This window comes from Erythrobacter sp. SD-21 (assembly GCF_000181515.1).
GTDB lineage: Bacteria > Pseudomonadota > Alphaproteobacteria > Sphingomonadales > Sphingomonadaceae > Qipengyuania.
This window is the reverse complement of record NZ_ABCG01000004.1, coordinates 81,179-98,097: the sequence shown is the minus strand read 5'-3', so window position 1 is coordinate 98,097 and position 16,919 is coordinate 81,179. Positions and strand designations below refer to the sequence as shown.

The following is a 16,919-nucleotide window of genomic DNA, read 5'->3' as shown; positions in this document are numbered from 1 at the left end:
ATCAGCTGCGGATCTTCCAGCCCGAGGCGAGGATCCGGTAGACCAAGAATGCCAAGACGAGGTTGCAAACACCCAGCCCGATGGCGCTTTGCACGAGTGCCGCATTGGTGTCGCCGATATCGCTTTGCCCGAGGAAACCGAAGCGGAAGCCGCTGATCACGTAAAAGAACGGGTTCAATCGGCTGATCGCCTGGAAGGCAGGCGCGAGATTGTCGATCACGTAGAAGGTGCCCGAAAGCAGGCTGAGCGGCGCAATCACGAAATTGGACACGGCCGCGTTGTGGTCGAACTTTTCCGCCCAGATCGAGGCGAGCAGGCCCATCAGCGCGAGCATGACCGCGCCCATCAAGCCGAACCACGCCACCGCCCAGGGGTGCGCCAGCGAGAGGTCGACGCCGGGATAGAACAGCATTGCCAGCGCCACCGCGCCGCCCACGGCAATTGCGCGGGTCACGGCCGCAGCGACGATACCGGTCATCAGCTCACCGGTCGAAAGCGGTGGCATCAAGAGGTCGATAATGGTGCCCTGGATCTTGCCCGACAGCAGCGAAAAGCTGGAATTGGCAAAGGCGTTCTGCATCATCCCCATCACGATCAGCCCTGGTGCGACGAAGGTGGCGAAGTTTACGCCCAGCACTTCGCGCCCCTCGCGGCCCAGCGCGACGGTGAAAATCACCAAGAACAGCAGCGTGGTGACCGCCGGGGCCCAGATCGTCTGCGTCTGGACCTTGAGAAACCGGCGAACCTCCTTAATATAGAGGCTCCATAATCCCACGCGGTTAAGCCCGGTGATCACCGGCTCTCCGCGTTCCGGGAAACTGCCCCTCCCCTTATCCGTACTATCGGTAAAAGAGGCATCATCGCTGCCCGAATGCGCGGCGGGGACGGGTTGGACTTGATCGGCCATGGGCTCGCGCCTAGGGCCAAGCACTTCCGCTGGCAAGCATGGCCGGTGGAGACACGAAGGGTATTGATTGCGCATGAGCTGGACCGACGAACGGATCGCGACGCTGAAGAAGATGTGGGAAGGCGGCTCCACCGCCAGCCAGATCGCCGACGAGTTGGGCGGCGTCAGCCGCAACGCGGTGATCGGCAAGGCCCACCGCCTTGGCCTCAAGTCGCGCCCCTCCCCGGTGAAGGCGGCGGAGAAGAAGAAGGCTGCGCCCAAGCCCAAACCCGCGCCCAAGCCGGTCGCGAAGAAGGCCGCCCCGCGCCCCGCGCCTGCCCCCGCTCCGGCGAAGCCCGTAGCCAAGCCCGCTCCCAAAGCGGATGACGCGGTTCCTTCGCAGCCGCTGCCTGACAAGCGCCCCGACCTCCCCAAGATCGTCTCGGTCGGTCCGGGCGGCTTCCTGCGTCAGGGCCCGGGCGACCAGCAGCCGCCGATCCCGCCCGCACCGCCGCGCCGTCTCGTGCCGGCCAAGCCGAGCCCCGAGATTGCCGACAAGACCAGCTTGCTCGACCTTTCGGACAAGGTCTGCCGCTGGCCGATGGGCCATCCGGGCGAACCCGATTTCCATTTTTGCGGCGAAGCTGTGAACCCCGGCTTCCCCTATTGCGTCGAGCATTGCGGACGGGCGTATCAGGCACAGCTGCCCCGAGGTGCGCGCCGTCCTCCTCCGCCGCTGCCCTTCGGCGGGCCGCGCGTGCGCTAAACCGCAACACGGTCGAAAGATTAAGGCCCCGCCTTCTTTGTTGAAGCGCGGGGCTTTTTCGTGGCCTGCACAAATTTATCGGCGTAGCCCCTTCCGTTAACGCGCCTAAACCCCTGCAAACACGCGAGTCCCTTGCCTTTCTTTCCTCCGTGGTTACCTTCTTGGTTCACCAGCTTCTTACGCCTTGGGGCTAATACAGGGGAAAGTGGCTAGAGCTGCCTTTCGTGCAGAGCCAAGGCAACACAGGGGCAAAACGTGGATTGGGCGAGCGCCGCTATCGGCGCATTTCTCGCAAGCGCATTGGTTTTCGGGGGCACCGCCTTGGCGCTGCTCCCTGTTATGCGGCGCGAGTTCCTGATCTGGATCGTAGCCCGTGTGAGCGCCACCGTGGTGATGGTGTGGGGCCTTTCCCCTATGATGCCGTCGCCAGCCTTTATTAGCGCGGAGCAGCGCCTACTCGCCGGCGCGCTTGCGACCGACCTCGGCCTTGCCTTTACCGGCCTCATGCTCGCCTCCTACCTCGAGACACGGATCATCGCCCGCCGGGAACGCAAGCTGCTGCGCCGGATGCAGCCTTACAGCCTGCTCCCGATAGCGCTGCTGCCTTCGGTGATCTTTGCCGGCAAGCTCGACTGGCTGCACGATATCCTCGTGTTGGGTCTCATCGGCATTCTCATATACGGACTTGCCGGCGCGATCCGGCAAGGTAGCCGTGCCGCCACTTTCCAAGCCTTCGCGTGGGCTCCAGCCCTGTTGATCGCTATCGCCGCTCTCTTTCACGAGCTTACGGTCGGCGGAATGATGCCGTTCTACCTCGAAGCGATGGGCGCGGCTCTCATGGTGGAGTTCATCATCACCGCCACCGGCGTGGTGGATGGTTTCATGAGGTTCAAGAGCGAGCGTGATCGGGCACTTGCCGACATGCGCGAGGCAAAGCTTGCCACCGCTCTCGATCCGCTAACCAACATCGCCAACCGCCGCGGGCTGGAACAGCATTTCAACGCCAAGGGGCGGATGCGACCCAAGGGGCTGGCGCTGATCGATTGCGATCACTTCAAGCGGATCAACGACCAGTTCGGCCACGATGTTGGCGACAAGGTTCTGATTGCTATCGCGCAGGGACTGGATTCGGGTAGCTTGTTCGTGGCTCGTCTCGGCGGCGAAGAGTTCGTACTTCTTCTCTATGGCGAGGATTGGCAGGAGGATGCCGAGGCTGCGCGCCGACGCATTACGCAGGTAGTCCACGCCAATATCCCGGAAATCCCTTATCCGATCACGGCAAGCGCCGGGCTGTCGGCTATCGAAGAAAGCGATACATTGGGCTCGGCGATGAAGCGCGCCGACAAGGCGCTTTATGCGGCGAAGGAATCGGGTCGCAATCGCAGCCTTGCGCTCAGCGAGTTCCGCCCGGCATCGTCTGTCGGCGGGGTCGCTTGACCGCTCACTAGCGTTTGCGCGCGAACCAGATCGTGTGACGCGGTCCCTTGTTGTTCGGGCGGGCTCGCACCGTGCGCTCCTCCACGTCGAAGCCCGCATCCTTCAGCCGCATACGGAAGCGATGGTCGGACGCGGCCGACCACACGGCGAGGACTCCGCCGGGCCTGAGCGCATCGCGCGCCTTGCCGAGGCCGGTCTTGGAATAGAGCCGCTCGTTTCCGTCGCGCACGATTCCGTCAGGGCCATTGTCGACATCGAGCAGGATCGCGTCCCACTTGGCGCAGGTCCCGTCGTTGGCATCGTCGATCAGCGCGGCGACATTGCAGAGGACGACATCGCCCCGAGGATCTTCAAACGTATCTCCCGTGAGATGCGCCAGCGGTCCCTCGGCCCATTCGAGGATTTCCGGGACGATCTCGGCCACGACGATATCGGCCTTGGCCCCGCCCTTCTCCAGCGCCTTGCGATAGGTGAAGCCCATGCCATAGCCGCCGATCAGCACGCGCGGGGCCGAGGTGCGCAATTCGGCCAGCGTCAGCTCGGCCAGCTGTTCCTCGCTGAACTGCATGCGTGTGCCCATCAGCTCGTTGCGGCCGAGCATGATGATGAAATCGCGCCCGTGGCTGACCAGCGTGAGCGTGTCGCCTCCGGGGATCTCGGCAGTGGCTATTTCTTCGCGCGGGAGCATGGCAGGCTTTCTTCAGGCGATGAGCGGGGTGGACCCCTTAGCGCGCCCGGCCCCCATGCGCCATGGCTTGCCCGCGGTCAGGCGGTGACTTCGAGCACCATGTTGGTGGGCGTCTCCGAAGCGCGTCGTACCGAGCCGAAGCCGGCCTCCTCCAGTACTTCGGTCAGGCGTTTCTGCCCTGCCTGCGCGCCGATGCCGAGGCCGACGTCCTGCGCGAGGCTCGCCGGCGTGCAGACGGTGGTCGAGAACGCGTAGAAGATCTGGCCAAGGGGGTGCATGTTGTCCGCCATGCTGTCGCCCGCCATGGGTTCGACGAGCATGAATGTGCCGTCCTCCTTTAGCGTTTCGCGAATGTGCCGCGCGGCGCCCACGGGATCGCCCATGTCGTGCAGCGCATCGAAAATGCAGGCGAAATCATAAGCCTTGCCCGGATAGTCCTGCGCGGAAGCGACTTCGAAATGGACGTTCCCGACCCCGGCGGCTTTTGCCTTCCGGCGCGCCTCCTCGATCGACGGTTCGTGGAAGTCGAACCCGATGACCTCGCTGTTGGGATAGGCTTGCGCCATCAGGATCGACGAGGACCCGTGTCCGCAGCCGATATCGGCGATCTTGGCGCCCGCTTTCAGCTTCTCTTCCACGCCGCCGAGCGACGGGATCCAATCGCTGGTGAGGTTGGCCGCATAGCCGGGGCGAAAGAAGCGATCGGTGCCGCAGAAGCAGCATTCGCTCTGGTCGCTCCACGGACGGCCCTTGCCGCTCCTGAAGGTCTCCACCGACTTTTCGTGGCTTTCGTATTGCGACACCACGGCCTGGATGAAGCCCTGCATGCAGGCCGGCTGACCTTCGCGCGCGAAGACCAGCGCCTGCTCGGGGGAAATCGAAAAGGTTTCGTCCTCGGGGTGGAAATTGAGATAGCCCGCCGCGCTGACGGAGCCGAGCCATTCGTGGAGGTATTTCTCGTTGAGGCCGGTCTTCTGCGCAAGCTGGGCGACGCTCAGCCGTCCCTCGCCGTCGAGGGCATCGAACAGCCCGGCCTGGTCGCCGATATAGGCCATGAACAGGCTCAGCGCGCCGGCCACGTCGCCGATCACCTTGCCGGCGAGCTCTTCCACTTTCCTCGTGTCGATCTGCTGGATCATTTCGCTTTCCTCTCTCCAAGGACGAGCGACCCCGTGCGATCCGGGTTTCTTGTGGCCGCGACTCGCTGCCTCGGCGGGTCTGTCGGCGGGCGCAATCCTACCACATTATGACAGCGCACGAAAAAGGGGCCGCAGGCGAACCCGCAACCCCTCTCCATATCTTGGGTCCGAAAGACTTAGTCCTTCAGGAAGTCCGGCACATGGGCTTCACCGCCCCCGTCCCGGTTTCCGCCGCCGTCACGGTCACGACCGCCACCACGCGGACCACGACCACCGCCGCGACGATCGCCGCCACGGCCGCCACGATCACCGCCGCCACGCGGGCCACGGTCACCGCGCGGTTCGCGCGGCGGACGGGTGTCTTCCAGTTCTTCGCCGGTTTCCTGGTCAACCACGCGCATCGACAGGCGGACCTTGCCGCGCTGGTCAATCTCGAGGACCTTAACCTTAACTTCCTGGCCTTCCGAAACGACGTCGGTCGGCTTCTCGACACGCTCGTTCTTCATTTCGCTGACGTGGACGAGGCCGTCCTTGCCGCCCATGAAGTTCACGAAGGCACCGAAGTCGACGATGTTGACGACCTTGCCGTTGTAGACCTTGCCGACTTCCGCCTCTTCGACGATGCCTTCGATCCACTTGCGGGCCGCTTCGATCTCGTCGGCGTTCGAGGAGCTGATCTTGATGACGCCCTCGTCGTCGATGTCGACCTTGGCGCCGGTTTCGGCGACGATCTCGCGGATTACCTTGCCGCCCGTACCGATGACATCGCGGATCTTCGACTTGTCGATCTGCATGGTCTCGATGCGCGGTGCGTGCTTGGAAACGCCCGTACGAGCCGAACCCAGAGCCTTGGCCATCTCGCCGAGGATGTGCTGGCGGCCGGCTTTCGCCTGTTCCAGCGCCTTGGCCATGATTTCCTGCGTGATGCCGGCAACCTTGATGTCCATCTGCATGGTGGTGATACCGGCTTCCGAACCCGCAACCTTGAAGTCCATGTCGCCGAGGTGATCTTCGTCACCCAGGATGTCCGACAGGACTGCGAAGTCCTCGCCTTCGAGGATCAGGCCCATGGCGATGCCAGAAACCGGACGTTCGATCGGAACGCCAGCGTCCATCATCGACAGACAGCCACCGCAAACGGTCGCCATCGAGCTCGAGCCGTTGGACTCGGTGATGTCCGACAGGATGCGGATGGTGTAGGGGAAGTCTTCGTGGTCGGGCAGAACGGGGTGCAGCGCACGCCATGCAAGCTTGCCGTGGCCGGTTTCGCGACGGCTGGTGAAGCCGAAACGACCAACTTCGCCGACCGAATACGGCGGGAAGTTATAGTGCAGCATGAAGTTATTGTACGACAGACCTTCGAGGCCGTCGATCATCTGCTCTGCATCCTTGGTGCCGAGCGTGGTGGTGCAGATCGCCTGGGTTTCACCGCGGGTGAACAGCGCCGAACCATGCGTACGCGGAAGCAGGCCGACCATTGCCTCGATCGGGCGAACCTGGTCGAGCTTGCGGCCGTCGATGCGGGTGCCATCCTTGAGGATCGAGCCGCGAACGATTTCCGATTCAAGCTTCTTGATGATCTTGTTGGCGGCAGACTGGGTCTGGCCATCCTCGTCTTCGTACTTGGCTTTCACCTTGTCGCGCGCAGCGTCGATACGATCGCGCCGTTCCGACTTGTCCGTGATCTTGTAGGCGGCAGCAATATCGTCGCCGATCAGGCCGCGAATTTCGTCCTTCATGCCCGACAAATCATCGGCACGTTCGATTTCCCACGGATCCTTGGCAGCCTGTTCTGCGAGGTCGACGATCGCGCCGACAACCTTGCGGGCCTCGTCATGGGCGAAGGCGACAGCGCCGAGCATTTCCTCTTCGGTCAGTTCCTTCGCTTCGGATTCGACCATCATCACCGCGTCCTGCGTGGCGGCGACTACGAGGTCGAGGCGACCTTCTTCGTCGAGCGCGTTGGCAAGGCTCGGGTTGAGTTCGTATTCGCCATTGCGGAAACCGACGCGAGCCGCGCCGATCGGGCCCATGAAGGGCACGCCCGAGATAGTCAGCGCGGCCGAGGCGGCGATCATCGCGACGATATCGGGTTCGGTCTCACCGTCGAACGAGAGAACCTGGCAGATGACGTTGATTTCGTTGTAGAAGCCTTCGGGGAAGAGCGGACGCACGGGGCGGTCGATCAGGCGCGAAGTCAGCGTTTCCTTCTCGGTGGCGCGGCCTTCGCGCTTGAAGAAGCCACCCGGGATACGGCCCGCGGCGGAGAATTTTTCCTGGTAGTGAACGGTCAGCGGGAAGAAGTCCTGGCCTTCCTTGACGCTCTTGGCGGCGGTCACGGCGCACAGCACCACGGTTTCGCCATAGGTGGCCAGCACGGCGCCGTCTGCCTGACGGGCGATCTGACCGGTTTCGAGAGTGAGGGTTTTTCCGCCCCATTCAATCGATACGGTTTTCTTGTCGAACATGTATTTTCCTTGATGACCCGCACGGCCTCATTGCGGTGCGGGGCCTACAGTGCCGGGTGTACCGTCCCGGTCCGGTTCGGGGCATTCCATCTGCCCCCTTGATACTCCCGCACCGGATTGCGCGAGGTGCCAAATAGCAAGAAGGGCGACCTTTTGGCCGCCCCTCCGAGAAACTCTTACTTACGAAGACCCAGCTTCGCGATCAGGGCGTTGTATCGCTCGACATCTGTCTTCTTGAGATAGGCGAGCAGGTTACGACGCTTGTTGACCATCATGAGGAGACCACGACGCGAGTGGTTGTCCTTGTGGTTGGCCTTGAAATGATCGGTGAGGTTGCGAATACGCTCGGTCAGGATCGCGACCTGGACTTCCGGCGAACCGGTGTCGCCCTTGCCCTGCCCGTGATCCTTCATGATTTCAGCTTTACGCTCGGTGGTAACCGACATTCATTCTACTCCGCGACATCCGGTAGGTTGAAACCCCGCACGACCTTGGCCGAGCCAGCTTCGAGTTCCATCAATGCCACCGGGGTATTTCCCAGTTTTGCAAGGTGAAGCCCGTCGCTATGGGGCAGGTCCGACAATACCCGGCCCTGGCGGACCGCCTGCGCGCTGTCGGGTTCGAGGGTGAGGACCGGGATGTCGTCCAGTCCGGCCTCTAGCGGCAGGAGAAGGTTTTCGATTGGCGCGCCCTTAGCGATTTCCTCTGCCGAGTCCAGCGAAATCGCTTCGGTCTGGAGGAACGGGCCAGCCTTGATGCGCCTGAGATAGGTAATGTGGCCGCAGCTTCCAAGCGCGTGTGCGACGTCCCGTGCAAGCGAGCGGATGTATGTGCCCTTGGAGACATGCGCACGGAGGGTGACCTCTCCCTCGGCATCCCCAACGACATCCAGCGCATGGATAGTCACACCGCGCAGTTTCATCTCGACGTCCTGTCCCGCACGGGCGAGGTCATAGGCGCGCTTGCCGTCGATCTTGATCGCCGAAAAAGCCGGCGGCGCCTGCTCGATCGGACCGGTGAACTGCGGAAGTACCGCTTCGATGTCCGCTCGCGCCGGAATGCGGTCGGACGTTTCGACCACCTCGCCCTCGGTATCGAGCGTGTCGGTCTGCTGCCCGAAGAGGATCGTGAAATCGTAGATCTTGCTCGCATCGAGCATTCGCCCGGCCAGCTTGGTCGCTTCGCCCAATGCGATGGGGAGCACCCCTTCCGCCAGCGGATCGAGCGTGCCGCCATGGCCGACCTTGGTCTTCTCGTAGCCGCCCTGCCGCAGCACGCGCTTCACCAGTCCGACCGCCTGCGTCGAACCGAGCCCGCGCGGCTTGTCGAGCACGAGCCAGCCGTGCGGGGCGGGTTTGGTCCGCTCGGTCACCCGATTACCCGAACGATGCTGTCAGCGACCGAATAAAACAGGCCGGTCATCCACTCGACCGGTGGGAGGATCGTGCTCTCGATCCAGCGCGCGTCCGGAAAGGCCCAGGTGGCCGCGATCAGCACCATAAGCAGCAGCATCCCCATGGCCTGCAATTTCTGCCAGTGATGCGCCCAGCGTCGCGGCATCAGGCCGCCGACTATGTGCGATCCATCGAAGGGCGGGATCGGCAACATGTTGAAAAGCGCGAGGAAAACATTGATGAGGATGAAGGCGCCGAACGCCGTCATCAACCATTCGGGCACGCCCACGCCCCAGTTACTGGCAAACCCTGCGATCACGCCGAAAACCACAGATCCCATCAAGGCGAGCAGGATGTTCGTCCCGGGACCGGCCGCCGCGACGGCCATCATGCCGTAGCGCGGATTGTCGAGCCGGCGCGCGTTGACCGGCACCGGCTTGGCCCAGCCGAATATCGGGCCGCCCATCAGCGCCAGCGCTCCCGGCACCAGCAGCGTTCCCACGGGATCGACATGCTTGATCGGGTTGAGCGTCAGGCGCCCCATGTCCCGGGCCGTCGTATCGCCCAGCGCCAGCGCCACCCAGCCATGCGCGACCTCGTGGAAGACGATGGCGATGATTAGGCACGGGATAAGGATCGCCGCGAGAGTAAGCGTGTCAGTCATGCCGCGTCATGTAGGAAAGCCGGAGCGCATGCGCACCCCCTTAGCCCTCCAAAGCCTCGCTGAAATGCTTGCGGCACATGGCGACGTAACGATCGTTGCCGCCGATTTCGGTTTGTGCGCCTTCGCTCACCGCCTTGCCATTGGCGTCGACACGCAGGTTCATTGTCGCCTTGCGGCCGCAGTCGCAGACCGCCTTCATTTCCACCAGCGCATCGGCAATGCCCAGCAGCGCCGCCGAGCCGGGGAAGAGCTCGCCCTGGAAATCGGTGCGCAGGCCATAGCACAGCACCGGAATGCCCGCCTCGTCCGCTAATCGGGCCAGTTGCCAGACCTGGTCGCGGGTGAGGAACTGCGCCTCGTCCACCAGCACGCAGGCGAGCGGCGTGTCCTTGTGCTCGTCCAGCACGCGCGCCTCGATATCGGTATCCGCCTCGTAGCGATGCGCGTCGCTGGCCAGCCCTATGCGGCTGGAAATCGCGCCAAAACCGGGCCTGTCGTCGAGGGCGGCGGTCCACAGCGAGACTTTCATGCCTCGCTCGCCATAGTTGAACGCGGTCTGGAGCAGCGTGGAACTCTTGCCCGCATTCATGCTGGCATAATAGAAATAGAGCTTGGCCATGCCGGAAGGCCTAGCCTGCGCGCGCAGGGCTGTTAAGCAGGGCGACAGACAGGATTGGGGATGACGCCCCGGCACAAATACAATCAGGGACGGACGATGGCAGACGCGACAGCGACAGGCAGTAAACAGACAGGCATTCTCGGCTGGGTCGAGCGGACGGGTAACAAGCTGCCCGATCCGGTCTTCATCTTTTTCTACCTGATCATCGCGCTGGTCGTGGTTTCGGTCATCGCCGGGCTGACCGGCGTTTCTGCTCTCCACCCGACCGCCGTCGACGAAAGCACCGGCGGCGCGCTGGTAATCGAGGCGGTCAGCCTGCTCTCACCGGAGAACATCCAGCGGCTATGGGTCGAAATGCCCGCCACCTTCACCCACTTCCACCCGCTCGGATACGTGCTGGTGGTAATGCTGGGCGCAGGCGTGGCCGAGCGTTCGGGCTTTTTCGCCGCGGGTATGTCAAAGGCGGTCAAGGCTGCTCCGACCTCCCTTCTCACTCCCGTCGTTGCTCTGGTCGCCATGCTGGGCAATCACGCCGCGGATGCAGGCTATGTCGTGCTGATCCCGCTGGCCGGCATCCTGTTCGCCGCCGCCGGTCGCCATCCTCTGGCCGGGATCGCCGCGGCTTTTGCCGGTGTTTCGGGCGGTTTCTCGGCCAATATCTCGCCCGGCCAGCTCGACGCGCTGCTGTTCGGCATCACCGAGGAAGCCGTCGGTGCCAGCGCCCTCGCCCCCGCATGGACCGCCAATATCGCAGGCAATTGGTACTTCATCAGCGCGATGACCTTCGTCTTCCTGCCGATCATCTGGTACGTCACCGACAATGTGATTGAGCCGCGCCTAGGCCCCTGGAAGGGCGGCGCGACCGCCGGTGTCGATGCTACCGACACCAGCCCCGATCCCACCGAACATGACGACGCCGCCGCTTCGAAAGGCCTGCGCGCCGCCGGTCTTGCCGCGCTGGGCGTCGTTGCGCTCTGGCTGATCATGGTCTTCGCCCCGGGCACGCCGCTGGTCAACGAAGCCGCCTGTATTGCCGAAGATGGCTCCGCGATCGCCGACTGCTCGATCCACACCGAGCTTGCGCCGCTCTACCAGTCGCTGGTCGCGGCCTTCTTCCTGCTCTTCCTCCTGACCGGCTGGGCCTATGGCCGCGCGGCAGGCACGATCAAGGACCACCGCGACCTCGTGAACATGATGGCCGAGAGCATGAAGGACATGGGCTATTACCTCGTCCTCGCCTTCGCTGCGGCGCATTTCGTGGCGATGTTCGGCTGGTCGAACCTCGGCCTCATCACCGCCGTCCATGGCGCTGCGGGCATCGAGAGCACCGGGCTGCCGCTGCCGCTCGTGCTCGGCCTGATGGTGCTGTTCGCCGCGCTGCTGAACCTGTTCGTGGGCTCGGCGAGCGCCAAATGGGCGCTCCTCGCACCGATCCTCGTGCCGATGCTCATGCTGCTCGGCATCAGCCCGGAAGGCGCGACGGCTGCCTACCGCGTGGGCGACAGCGCGACCAATATCATCACCCCGCTGATGGTCTATTTCCCGCTGATCCTCGTCTTCGCCCAGCGCTGGCAGAAGGATTTCGGGCTCGGCAGCCTGACCGCGATGATGCTGCCCTATTCGGTCTGGCTGCTGATTTCGGGCACGGTGCTGATCGTGGTATGGTTCTATCTCGGTATCCCGCTCGGACCCGATGCGCCGGTGGGCTATGCGCTTCCCGGCAACGCGGGGTAGCCTGAAGGGAGGCGGGTTCTAGCAGGGGCAAAGGAGAGACTGACGATGCCCCGGATTGCCCTGCTCCCCATCACCCTCCTGCTGCTGGCCGCGGCACCGGGACCGATCCGCTACGTCGTCGACACGGGCGCGACGTCGGTGTCGGCCAAGGTCGCCTTCCTGGGCCTCGCCAGCAAGACGGCCGAGTTCCCCAAGGTCACGGGCGGCGCGACGCTGTCGCCAGCCGATCCGCAATCCATGCGCCTCGACGTGACGCTCGACGCGCGCGCCCTGCAAGCGCCCGACAGGGTGACGCTGCGAAAGCTGCGGGGCGAGAAGTTCTTCTGGGTGGAGAAATACCCCACTGTGCGTTTCCGTGGGAGCGGCCTCGAACTCACCGACGCACGCCGCGGCCATGTCGAAGGCCAGCTGACGGCGCGCGGGGTCACCCGCCCGGTCCGCCTCCAGATTACCTTCGACACGCCGCCGCGCGATGCGGAAGCGGTCGCGCCGCTTCGGCTCACCGGCACGACGACAATCGACCGGCGCGAGTTCGGGATGACGGCCTATTCGCTGATCGTCGGAAAAAAGGTCGATATCGAGATCAGGGCGCGGATGACGCCGGGCTGATCACTCTTCCTCGTCGAGATCACGGGCCACGCGCGGATCGTCGAGCAGGCGCTCGATCCGGCCGGCCTCGTCAAAGCTCTCGTCCGGCTTGAAGGAGAGCTTGGGCGCGAATTTCAGGCCGAGCCGCTGGGCGACCTCTTTCTGGAAAAAGGCCGTGTTAGTCCGCAAGGCCTTGAGCACTTCCGCCTCGTCCTTCCCCAGCAGCGGCTTCACATAGGCCTTGGCGTTGCGCAGGTCGGGCGTCATCCGCACCTCGGTTACGGCGATGTTATGCGCGCGCAGCACGTCGTCATGCGCCTCGCCGCGCGCGAGCAGCTCGGACAGGATATGCCGGACCCGCTCGCCCACCTTGAGGACGCGGACCGATAGCTGTTCGGGGGTCGATTGCTGGTGCTTTGCCATCAGGCGAATGTTTCCATCTTTCCAAGAATGCGTTTGAGCGAGGTCATGTTCCGCGCCGTGCCCCGGCAGCCGAGACGCTTTTCGATGAAGCGCCCGGTGAGGTCGGAGACGCCGACGCCGTGCACATAGTCGACATAAAGCGCGCGGTCACCCAGCGCGAGCCTTTCGCCGCCGCGGCCCCGATGCTCCTCGAGCAGGGCATCGAACCCGCCCTCGACCGGCGCGTGCGCGAGGAGGACTGTATGGACCATCTTGTCCGATCCCTCGCCATGGAAGGGATTGTCCTCAATGGCCGAGCGGACCTGTTGTAGCGTGCGTACGACGACGAAACCGGCAATGCCGAAATCCTCCTCGATCAGCGCCGCAATCCCCTTACAAAGAGCGTCTTCTGTTTCCTCACTGGCGAGGATGACGTTCCCGCTGGCAGCCACCGTCTCAACGCGGCCAAAGCCACGCTCCTCCATCCGCGCGCGCAGATCCGCCATCCTGATGCGGTTGCCGCCGACGTTGATCGATCCCAGCAAGGCGAGGTAGGCGGTCACGAATTGCCTTTGCGCGCCGTGCAATATTTCCCGACGATCTCCGGCTTCAACCGTGCCAGCTCTGCGTTGTAGGCGCGGGTCCAGTCCATCTGGGCCTTACCGCAAGGGTTCGGCATCGGGTCGCGGTCGCAGCACGGGGCCACTTCGTCGGTCGTCGGCCCGAGGTCGAAATGGGCATAGCGCGAATGGGGCGGTGACGGCAGGAAGCCGCATTCCGGGATGCCGTCCGCGCCGAAGAACGGCGCTTCGCCATTGTGATAGACCAGCAGCGGCCGGTCCTCCCCGCGGGCGAGATCGGCGCGGGCTTCGGCCAGGGGGTCGCGGCGGGCCATTTCGGATACGCAGCTCTGGACCGTGTTCTCCGACTCGCTCCGGTCCGCTTCGCCCTGCGACCACCACACGACACCGCCGCCGCTGAAGGCGAGCAGGATGGCCGCAACACCGATGAAGGCCCAGCGCAGCGGGAAGGTCTCGCGCATGCTCAATCCGCTCCCGGACGCGGTGTCGGGATGGCCGTGCTGGTCGAACGGGCAAGCAGATTGCCGCCCTCGTCGAACAGCTCGCCTTCGAGGAAAATCACGCGGCGCCCCCGGCGGACGACACGGCCCTTGCCCATCAGCGGCCCGGCCATAACCGGGCGCAGCAGTGTCATCGAGATTTCAAGGTTGAGCGGTGCCTCGGCATGGTCGGTGGCCCAGACATGCGCCCAGCCCATGACCTCGTCGAGGAAGCCCGCCACCAACCCGCCCTGCACGGTTCCGCGCGGGGTGATGAAGCTGTCCGGTGCGGTGAAGCGCAGGGTGATTTCCTCGCGCGACGCATCGAAGCTGTCGAACTCCACACCCATCAGGTCAGCATGTGCCGCGCCGAGGGCGTGCTTTGTATTCTGAGTCATATCAGAGGCCCACGCCCGCACCCCAAAGTAGATAGAGGCCGAAAATCGTCATAAGGAGAGCGACTGGCGCCAGCACCATGACAGCGATAATTTTCGGCCGTCTATCAGGTCGGTATGCCATCCAACCTCCTCGTCGAAAGTATCACTATCGACGAAACCCTATAGCGTGCGTTCGCGCTCCTCGACCTCGAAGACTTCAAGCTGGTCGCCCGCCTTGATGTCGTTCGTGTCGGCGAGGACCACACCGCATTCGAGACCAGCGCGGACCTCGTCCACATCGTCCTTGAAGCGACGCAGCGAGGCAATGGTCGTGGCCGAGACAATGACATCTTCGCGCGTGAGACGTGCGTAGAGACCCTTGCGGATAACACCTTCCTCGACCAGCAGGCCGGCGGCCTTGTCCTTCTTGCCCGACTTGAAGACTTCCTTGACCGCGGCACGACCGACGACGTGTTCGATCCGCTCCGGGCCAAGCTCGCCCGCCATCTCCTTGGCGATTTCCTCGGTCAGGTGGTAGATGACGTCGTAATACTTCATCTCCACACCGTCGCGCTTCACCAGCTCACGGGCCTTGGCGTTCGGGCGGACGTTGAAGCCGATGATCGGCGCGTTGGACGCCGACGCCAGTTGCACGTCGCTTTCGGTGATTGCACCCACGCCTGCGTGAAGCACGCGGACCTTGATCAGGTCGTTGCCGAGGTTGTGCAGGGCGGTGGTGATCGCCTCGACCGAACCCTGGACGTCGGCCTTCACCAGAACCGGGAATTCGACAAGATTGGACGCGAGGTTGTTGAACATCGTGTCGAAGCTGGTCGGAGCGAGAGCGGTCCGCTTCTCGGTCGCCTTTTCCTGGCGATAGGACGCAACTTCACGGGCGCGCTGTTCGTTTTCGACAACGGTCAGGACGTCGCCAGCGCTCGGCACACCGCCAAGCCCGAGGACCTCGACCGGCATCGAAGGTCCGGCCTTCTTGATCTGCTTGCCCTGGTCGTCGACGATCGCGCGGACGCGGCCGCTCTGGGTGCCGACCACGAAAGTGTTGCCACGCTCCAGCGTACCGCGCGTGACGAGCACGGTGGCCACCGGGCCACGGCCCTTGTCGAGCTGCGCTTCGATGACAGTCGCCTCGGCCATGCGGTCGGGGTTGGCCTTCAGTTCCAGCAGTTCGGCCTGCAGCGCGATCTTCTCCAGCAGGTCGTCGAGACCCGTCTTCGCCTTGGCCGAGATTTCCACATCCTGCACGTCGCCCGACATCGATTCCACGATAACCTCGTGTTCGAGCAGGCGGGTGCGGACACTGTTCGGGTCGGCTTCCGGCTTGTCCATCTTGTTGATGGCAACGATCATCGGAACGCCAGCGGCCTTGGTGTGATTGATGGCCTCGATGGTCTGCGGCATGATGCCGTCATCGGCGGCAACCACCAGCACCACGATATCGGTGATGTTGGCACCGCGCTGGCGCATCTGGGTGAAGGCAGCGTGGCCCGGCGTGTCGAGGAAGGTAATCTCGTCGCCGCCCTTGGTTTTCACCTGGTAGCTGCCGATGTGCTGCGTGATGCCGCCCGCTTCGCCCTTGGTGACATTGGCACCGCGGAGCGCGTCGAGCAGCGAGGTCTTGCCGTGGTCGACATGGCCCATGATGGTGACGACCGGCGGACGCGGCTTCAGCGTTTCTTCCGGATCGACATCCTCGTCGTTGGTGATGTCGACATCTGCCTCGGACACCTTCTGGATGTTATGACCGAACTGTTCGACGAGCAGTTCGGCCGTATCCTGGTCGATAGTCTGGTTGACGGTGACCATCATGTCGAGATTGAAGAGTTCCTTCACGAGGTCGGCACCCTTCTCGCCCATACGCTTGGCGAGCTCGCCAACCGTGATGGCTTCCGGCACGACCACGTCGCGGACCTGCTTCTCGCGCGGCTTGTTCGAACCGCCACCCTGCAGGCGACGTTCCTTTTCGCGGGCACGCTTGAGCGCGGCGAGGCTGCGGGCGCGGCGGCCTTCGTCCTCGTTGAGGGCCTTCTTGACCGAAAGCTTGCCCGAACGACGCTTGTCGGGCTTTTCTTCCGCGCGCGCAGGCTTGTCTTCTTTCTTCTTGCGCTCCGGCTTCTTGATTTCCGGGCGCTTGACGGGGGTGAACTTGCGCGCTGCCGGAGCCGCGCTCGCGCCGTCGGAGGTCTCCTCGGGAGCCTCTTCTGCGGCAGGGGCCGATTCTTCCTTGGGCTTGGCGGCCTCTTCTTTCGCCTTCTTCGCGGCTTCGGCTTCGGCCTTCTTGTTATCCGCGACGCGCTTCTTCTCGTCCTCGGCCGCTTTCTTGGCGTTTTCCTCGTCACGCTTGCGCGCTTCCTCGGCAAGGCGCAGGCGCTCTTCCTCGGCCTCTCGCTGGAGACGCGCGACGCGTTCCTGCGGGGTTTCCGACGGAGCCGCGGGCTTCTTGGGCGCAGGCGCCTTGGCCGCAGGCGCGGGTGCCGGAGCCTCTTCGGCCGCGGGCGGCGGAGGCGGCGGCGGGGTCTCGCCGGGCTTGGTGAGCTTGCGGCGGCGCTTAACCTCGACCGCCACCTTATTGGTGCGGCCGTGGCTGAAGGTCTGCTTGACCTCGCCCGGCTGCGCGCCCTTCAGGGTCAACGGTTTACGGGCAGGTTTCTTTTCGTCGTCGCTCATTCTGGCTCGTTT

Annotated in this window: 17 protein-coding genes; 4 read left to right on the top strand and 13 right to left on the bottom strand. The window is 63.9% G+C overall.

Annotated features, from left to right (window positions below; translation table 11 throughout):
* Position 1: 1 nt before the first annotated feature.
* Positions 2-907 carry an ABC transporter permease gene (locus ED21_RS08320; RefSeq protein ID WP_083800416.1) on the bottom strand — a complete coding sequence of 302 codons (906 nt, stop codon included), beginning with the start codon at positions 905-907 and terminating at the stop codon, positions 2-4.
* A 73-nt stretch (positions 908-980) separates the two neighbouring features.
* Between ED21_RS08320 and ED21_RS08315 the strand changes: the two genes are divergently transcribed.
* Both ED21_RS08315 and ED21_RS14715 read left to right on the top strand, forming a co-directional pair.
* Positions 981-1,652 (top strand): GcrA family cell cycle regulator, encoded by a 672-nt coding sequence (locus ED21_RS08315; RefSeq protein ID WP_006833428.1) that lies wholly within the window; start codon positions 981-983, stop codon positions 1,650-1,652.
* A gap of 255 nt (positions 1,653-1,907) precedes the next feature.
* The gene (locus ED21_RS14715; protein ID WP_006833427.1) at positions 1,908-3,089 is read left to right on the top strand and encodes a diguanylate cyclase; all 1,182 of its coding nucleotides are present in this window, start codon (positions 1,908-1,910) and stop codon (positions 3,087-3,089) included.
* A 7-nt stretch (positions 3,090-3,096) separates the two neighbouring features.
* On the opposite strand, the gene ED21_RS08305 is transcribed toward ED21_RS14715, so the two are convergent.
* The 7 genes from ED21_RS08305 to ED21_RS08275 form a co-directional block, all read right to left on the bottom strand.
* Positions 3,097-3,777 carry a hypothetical protein gene (locus ED21_RS08305; protein ID WP_006833426.1) on the bottom strand — a complete coding sequence of 227 codons (681 nt, stop codon included), beginning with the start codon at positions 3,775-3,777 and terminating at the stop codon, positions 3,097-3,099.
* A 77-nt stretch (positions 3,778-3,854) separates the two neighbouring features.
* Positions 3,855-4,916 (bottom strand): class I SAM-dependent methyltransferase, encoded by a 1,062-nt coding sequence (locus tag ED21_RS08300; RefSeq protein WP_006833425.1) that lies wholly within the window; start codon positions 4,914-4,916, stop codon positions 3,855-3,857.
* A 176-nt stretch (positions 4,917-5,092) separates the two neighbouring features.
* Positions 5,093-7,384 carry a polyribonucleotide nucleotidyltransferase gene (gene pnp / locus ED21_RS08295; protein WP_006833424.1) on the bottom strand — a complete coding sequence of 764 codons (2,292 nt, stop codon included), beginning with the start codon at positions 7,382-7,384 and terminating at the stop codon, positions 5,093-5,095.
* Between the two features lie 176 nt (positions 7,385-7,560).
* The gene (rpsO, locus tag ED21_RS08290; RefSeq protein ID WP_006833423.1) at positions 7,561-7,830 is read right to left on the bottom strand and encodes a 30S ribosomal protein S15; all 270 of its coding nucleotides are present in this window, start codon (positions 7,828-7,830) and stop codon (positions 7,561-7,563) included.
* A 5-nt stretch (positions 7,831-7,835) separates the two neighbouring features.
* Entirely contained in the window at positions 7,836-8,756 is a 921-nt protein-coding gene (gene truB / locus ED21_RS08285) for a tRNA pseudouridine(55) synthase TruB (RefSeq protein WP_006833422.1), read from the bottom strand.
* A complete protein-coding gene (locus tag ED21_RS08280; protein ID WP_006833421.1) occupies positions 8,753-9,442 on the bottom strand; it encodes a site-2 protease family protein in 690 nt (229 codons plus the stop codon). The genes truB and ED21_RS08280 overlap by 4 nt, the downstream gene beginning before the upstream one ends.
* A gap of 40 nt (positions 9,443-9,482) precedes the next feature.
* Entirely contained in the window at positions 9,483-10,061 is a 579-nt protein-coding gene (locus tag ED21_RS08275) for a thymidine kinase (RefSeq protein ID WP_006833420.1), read from the bottom strand.
* A gap of 96 nt (positions 10,062-10,157) precedes the next feature.
* On the opposite strand from ED21_RS08275, the gene ED21_RS08270 reads away from it, so the two are divergent.
* Positions 10,158-11,795, top strand: a complete 1,638-nt coding sequence (locus ED21_RS08270; RefSeq protein WP_006833419.1) for an AbgT family transporter — start codon at positions 10,158-10,160, stop codon at positions 11,793-11,795.
* 45 nt (positions 11,796-11,840) lie between these two features.
* Positions 11,841-12,404, top strand: a complete 564-nt coding sequence (locus ED21_RS08265; protein ID WP_006833418.1) for a YceI family protein — start codon at positions 11,841-11,843, stop codon at positions 12,402-12,404.
* On the opposite strand, the gene rbfA is transcribed toward ED21_RS08265, so the two are convergent.
* The 5 genes from rbfA to infB all read right to left on the bottom strand — a co-directional run bounded on the left by rbfA (position 12,405) and on the right by infB (position 16,907).
* Positions 12,405-12,806, bottom strand: coding sequence for a 30S ribosome-binding factor RbfA (gene rbfA, locus ED21_RS08260; RefSeq protein ID WP_006833417.1), 402 nt, complete (start codon positions 12,804-12,806; stop codon positions 12,405-12,407).
* Positions 12,806-13,348 carry a DUF1697 domain-containing protein gene (locus ED21_RS08255; RefSeq protein ID WP_006833416.1) on the bottom strand — a complete coding sequence of 181 codons (543 nt, stop codon included), beginning with the start codon at positions 13,346-13,348 and terminating at the stop codon, positions 12,806-12,808. The genes rbfA and ED21_RS08255 overlap by 1 nt, the downstream gene beginning before the upstream one ends.
* Positions 13,345-13,827 carry a hypothetical protein gene (locus tag ED21_RS08250; protein WP_006833415.1) on the bottom strand — a complete coding sequence of 161 codons (483 nt, stop codon included), beginning with the start codon at positions 13,825-13,827 and terminating at the stop codon, positions 13,345-13,347. The genes ED21_RS08255 and ED21_RS08250 overlap by 4 nt, the downstream gene beginning before the upstream one ends.
* A 2-nt stretch (positions 13,828-13,829) precedes the next feature.
* Positions 13,830-14,243 (bottom strand): PaaI family thioesterase, encoded by a 414-nt coding sequence (locus tag ED21_RS08245; RefSeq protein ID WP_006833414.1) that lies wholly within the window; start codon positions 14,241-14,243, stop codon positions 13,830-13,832.
* A gap of 159 nt (positions 14,244-14,402) precedes the next feature.
* Positions 14,403-16,907 (bottom strand): translation initiation factor IF-2, encoded by a 2,505-nt coding sequence (gene infB, locus ED21_RS08240; protein ID WP_006833413.1) that lies wholly within the window; start codon positions 16,905-16,907, stop codon positions 14,403-14,405.
* Between the last annotated feature and the right edge of the window lie 12 nt (positions 16,908-16,919).

What these genes read in the sequence shown, in the direction of transcription:
- ED21_RS08320 (WP_083800416.1), bottom strand. Translation starts at nt 907, where the DNA reads ATGGCCGATCAAGTCCAACCCGTCCCCGCCGCGCATTCGGGCAGCGAT.
- ED21_RS08315 (WP_006833428.1), top strand. Translation starts at nt 981, where the DNA reads ATGAGCTGGACCGACGAACGGATCGCGACGCTGAAGAAGATGTGGGAA.
- ED21_RS08305 (WP_006833426.1), bottom strand. Translation starts at nt 3,777, where the DNA reads ATGCTCCCGCGCGAAGAAATAGCCACTGCCGAGATCCCCGGAGGCGAC.
- ED21_RS08300 (WP_006833425.1), bottom strand. Translation starts at nt 4,916, where the DNA reads ATGATCCAGCAGATCGACACGAGGAAAGTGGAAGAGCTCGCCGGCAAG.
- pnp (WP_006833424.1), bottom strand. Translation starts at nt 7,384, where the DNA reads ATGTTCGACAAGAAAACCGTATCGATTGAATGGGGCGGAAAAACCCTC.
- rpsO (WP_006833423.1), bottom strand. Translation starts at nt 7,830, where the DNA reads ATGTCGGTTACCACCGAGCGTAAAGCTGAAATCATGAAGGATCACGGG.
- ED21_RS08280 (WP_006833421.1), bottom strand. Translation starts at nt 9,442, where the DNA reads ATGACTGACACGCTTACTCTCGCGGCGATCCTTATCCCGTGCCTAATC.
- ED21_RS08275 (WP_006833420.1), bottom strand. Translation starts at nt 10,061, where the DNA reads ATGGCCAAGCTCTATTTCTATTATGCCAGCATGAATGCGGGCAAGAGT.
- ED21_RS08270 (WP_006833419.1), top strand. Translation starts at nt 10,158, where the DNA reads ATGGCAGACGCGACAGCGACAGGCAGTAAACAGACAGGCATTCTCGGC.
- ED21_RS08265 (WP_006833418.1), top strand. Translation starts at nt 11,841, where the DNA reads ATGCCCCGGATTGCCCTGCTCCCCATCACCCTCCTGCTGCTGGCCGCG.
- rbfA (WP_006833417.1), bottom strand. Translation starts at nt 12,806, where the DNA reads ATGGCAAAGCACCAGCAATCGACCCCCGAACAGCTATCGGTCCGCGTC.
- ED21_RS08250 (WP_006833415.1), bottom strand. Translation starts at nt 13,827, where the DNA reads ATGCGCGAGACCTTCCCGCTGCGCTGGGCCTTCATCGGTGTTGCGGCC.
- ED21_RS08245 (WP_006833414.1), bottom strand. Translation starts at nt 14,243, where the DNA reads ATGACTCAGAATACAAAGCACGCCCTCGGCGCGGCACATGCTGACCTG.
- infB (WP_006833413.1), bottom strand. Translation starts at nt 16,907, where the DNA reads ATGAGCGACGACGAAAAGAAACCTGCCCGTAAACCGTTGACCCTGAAG.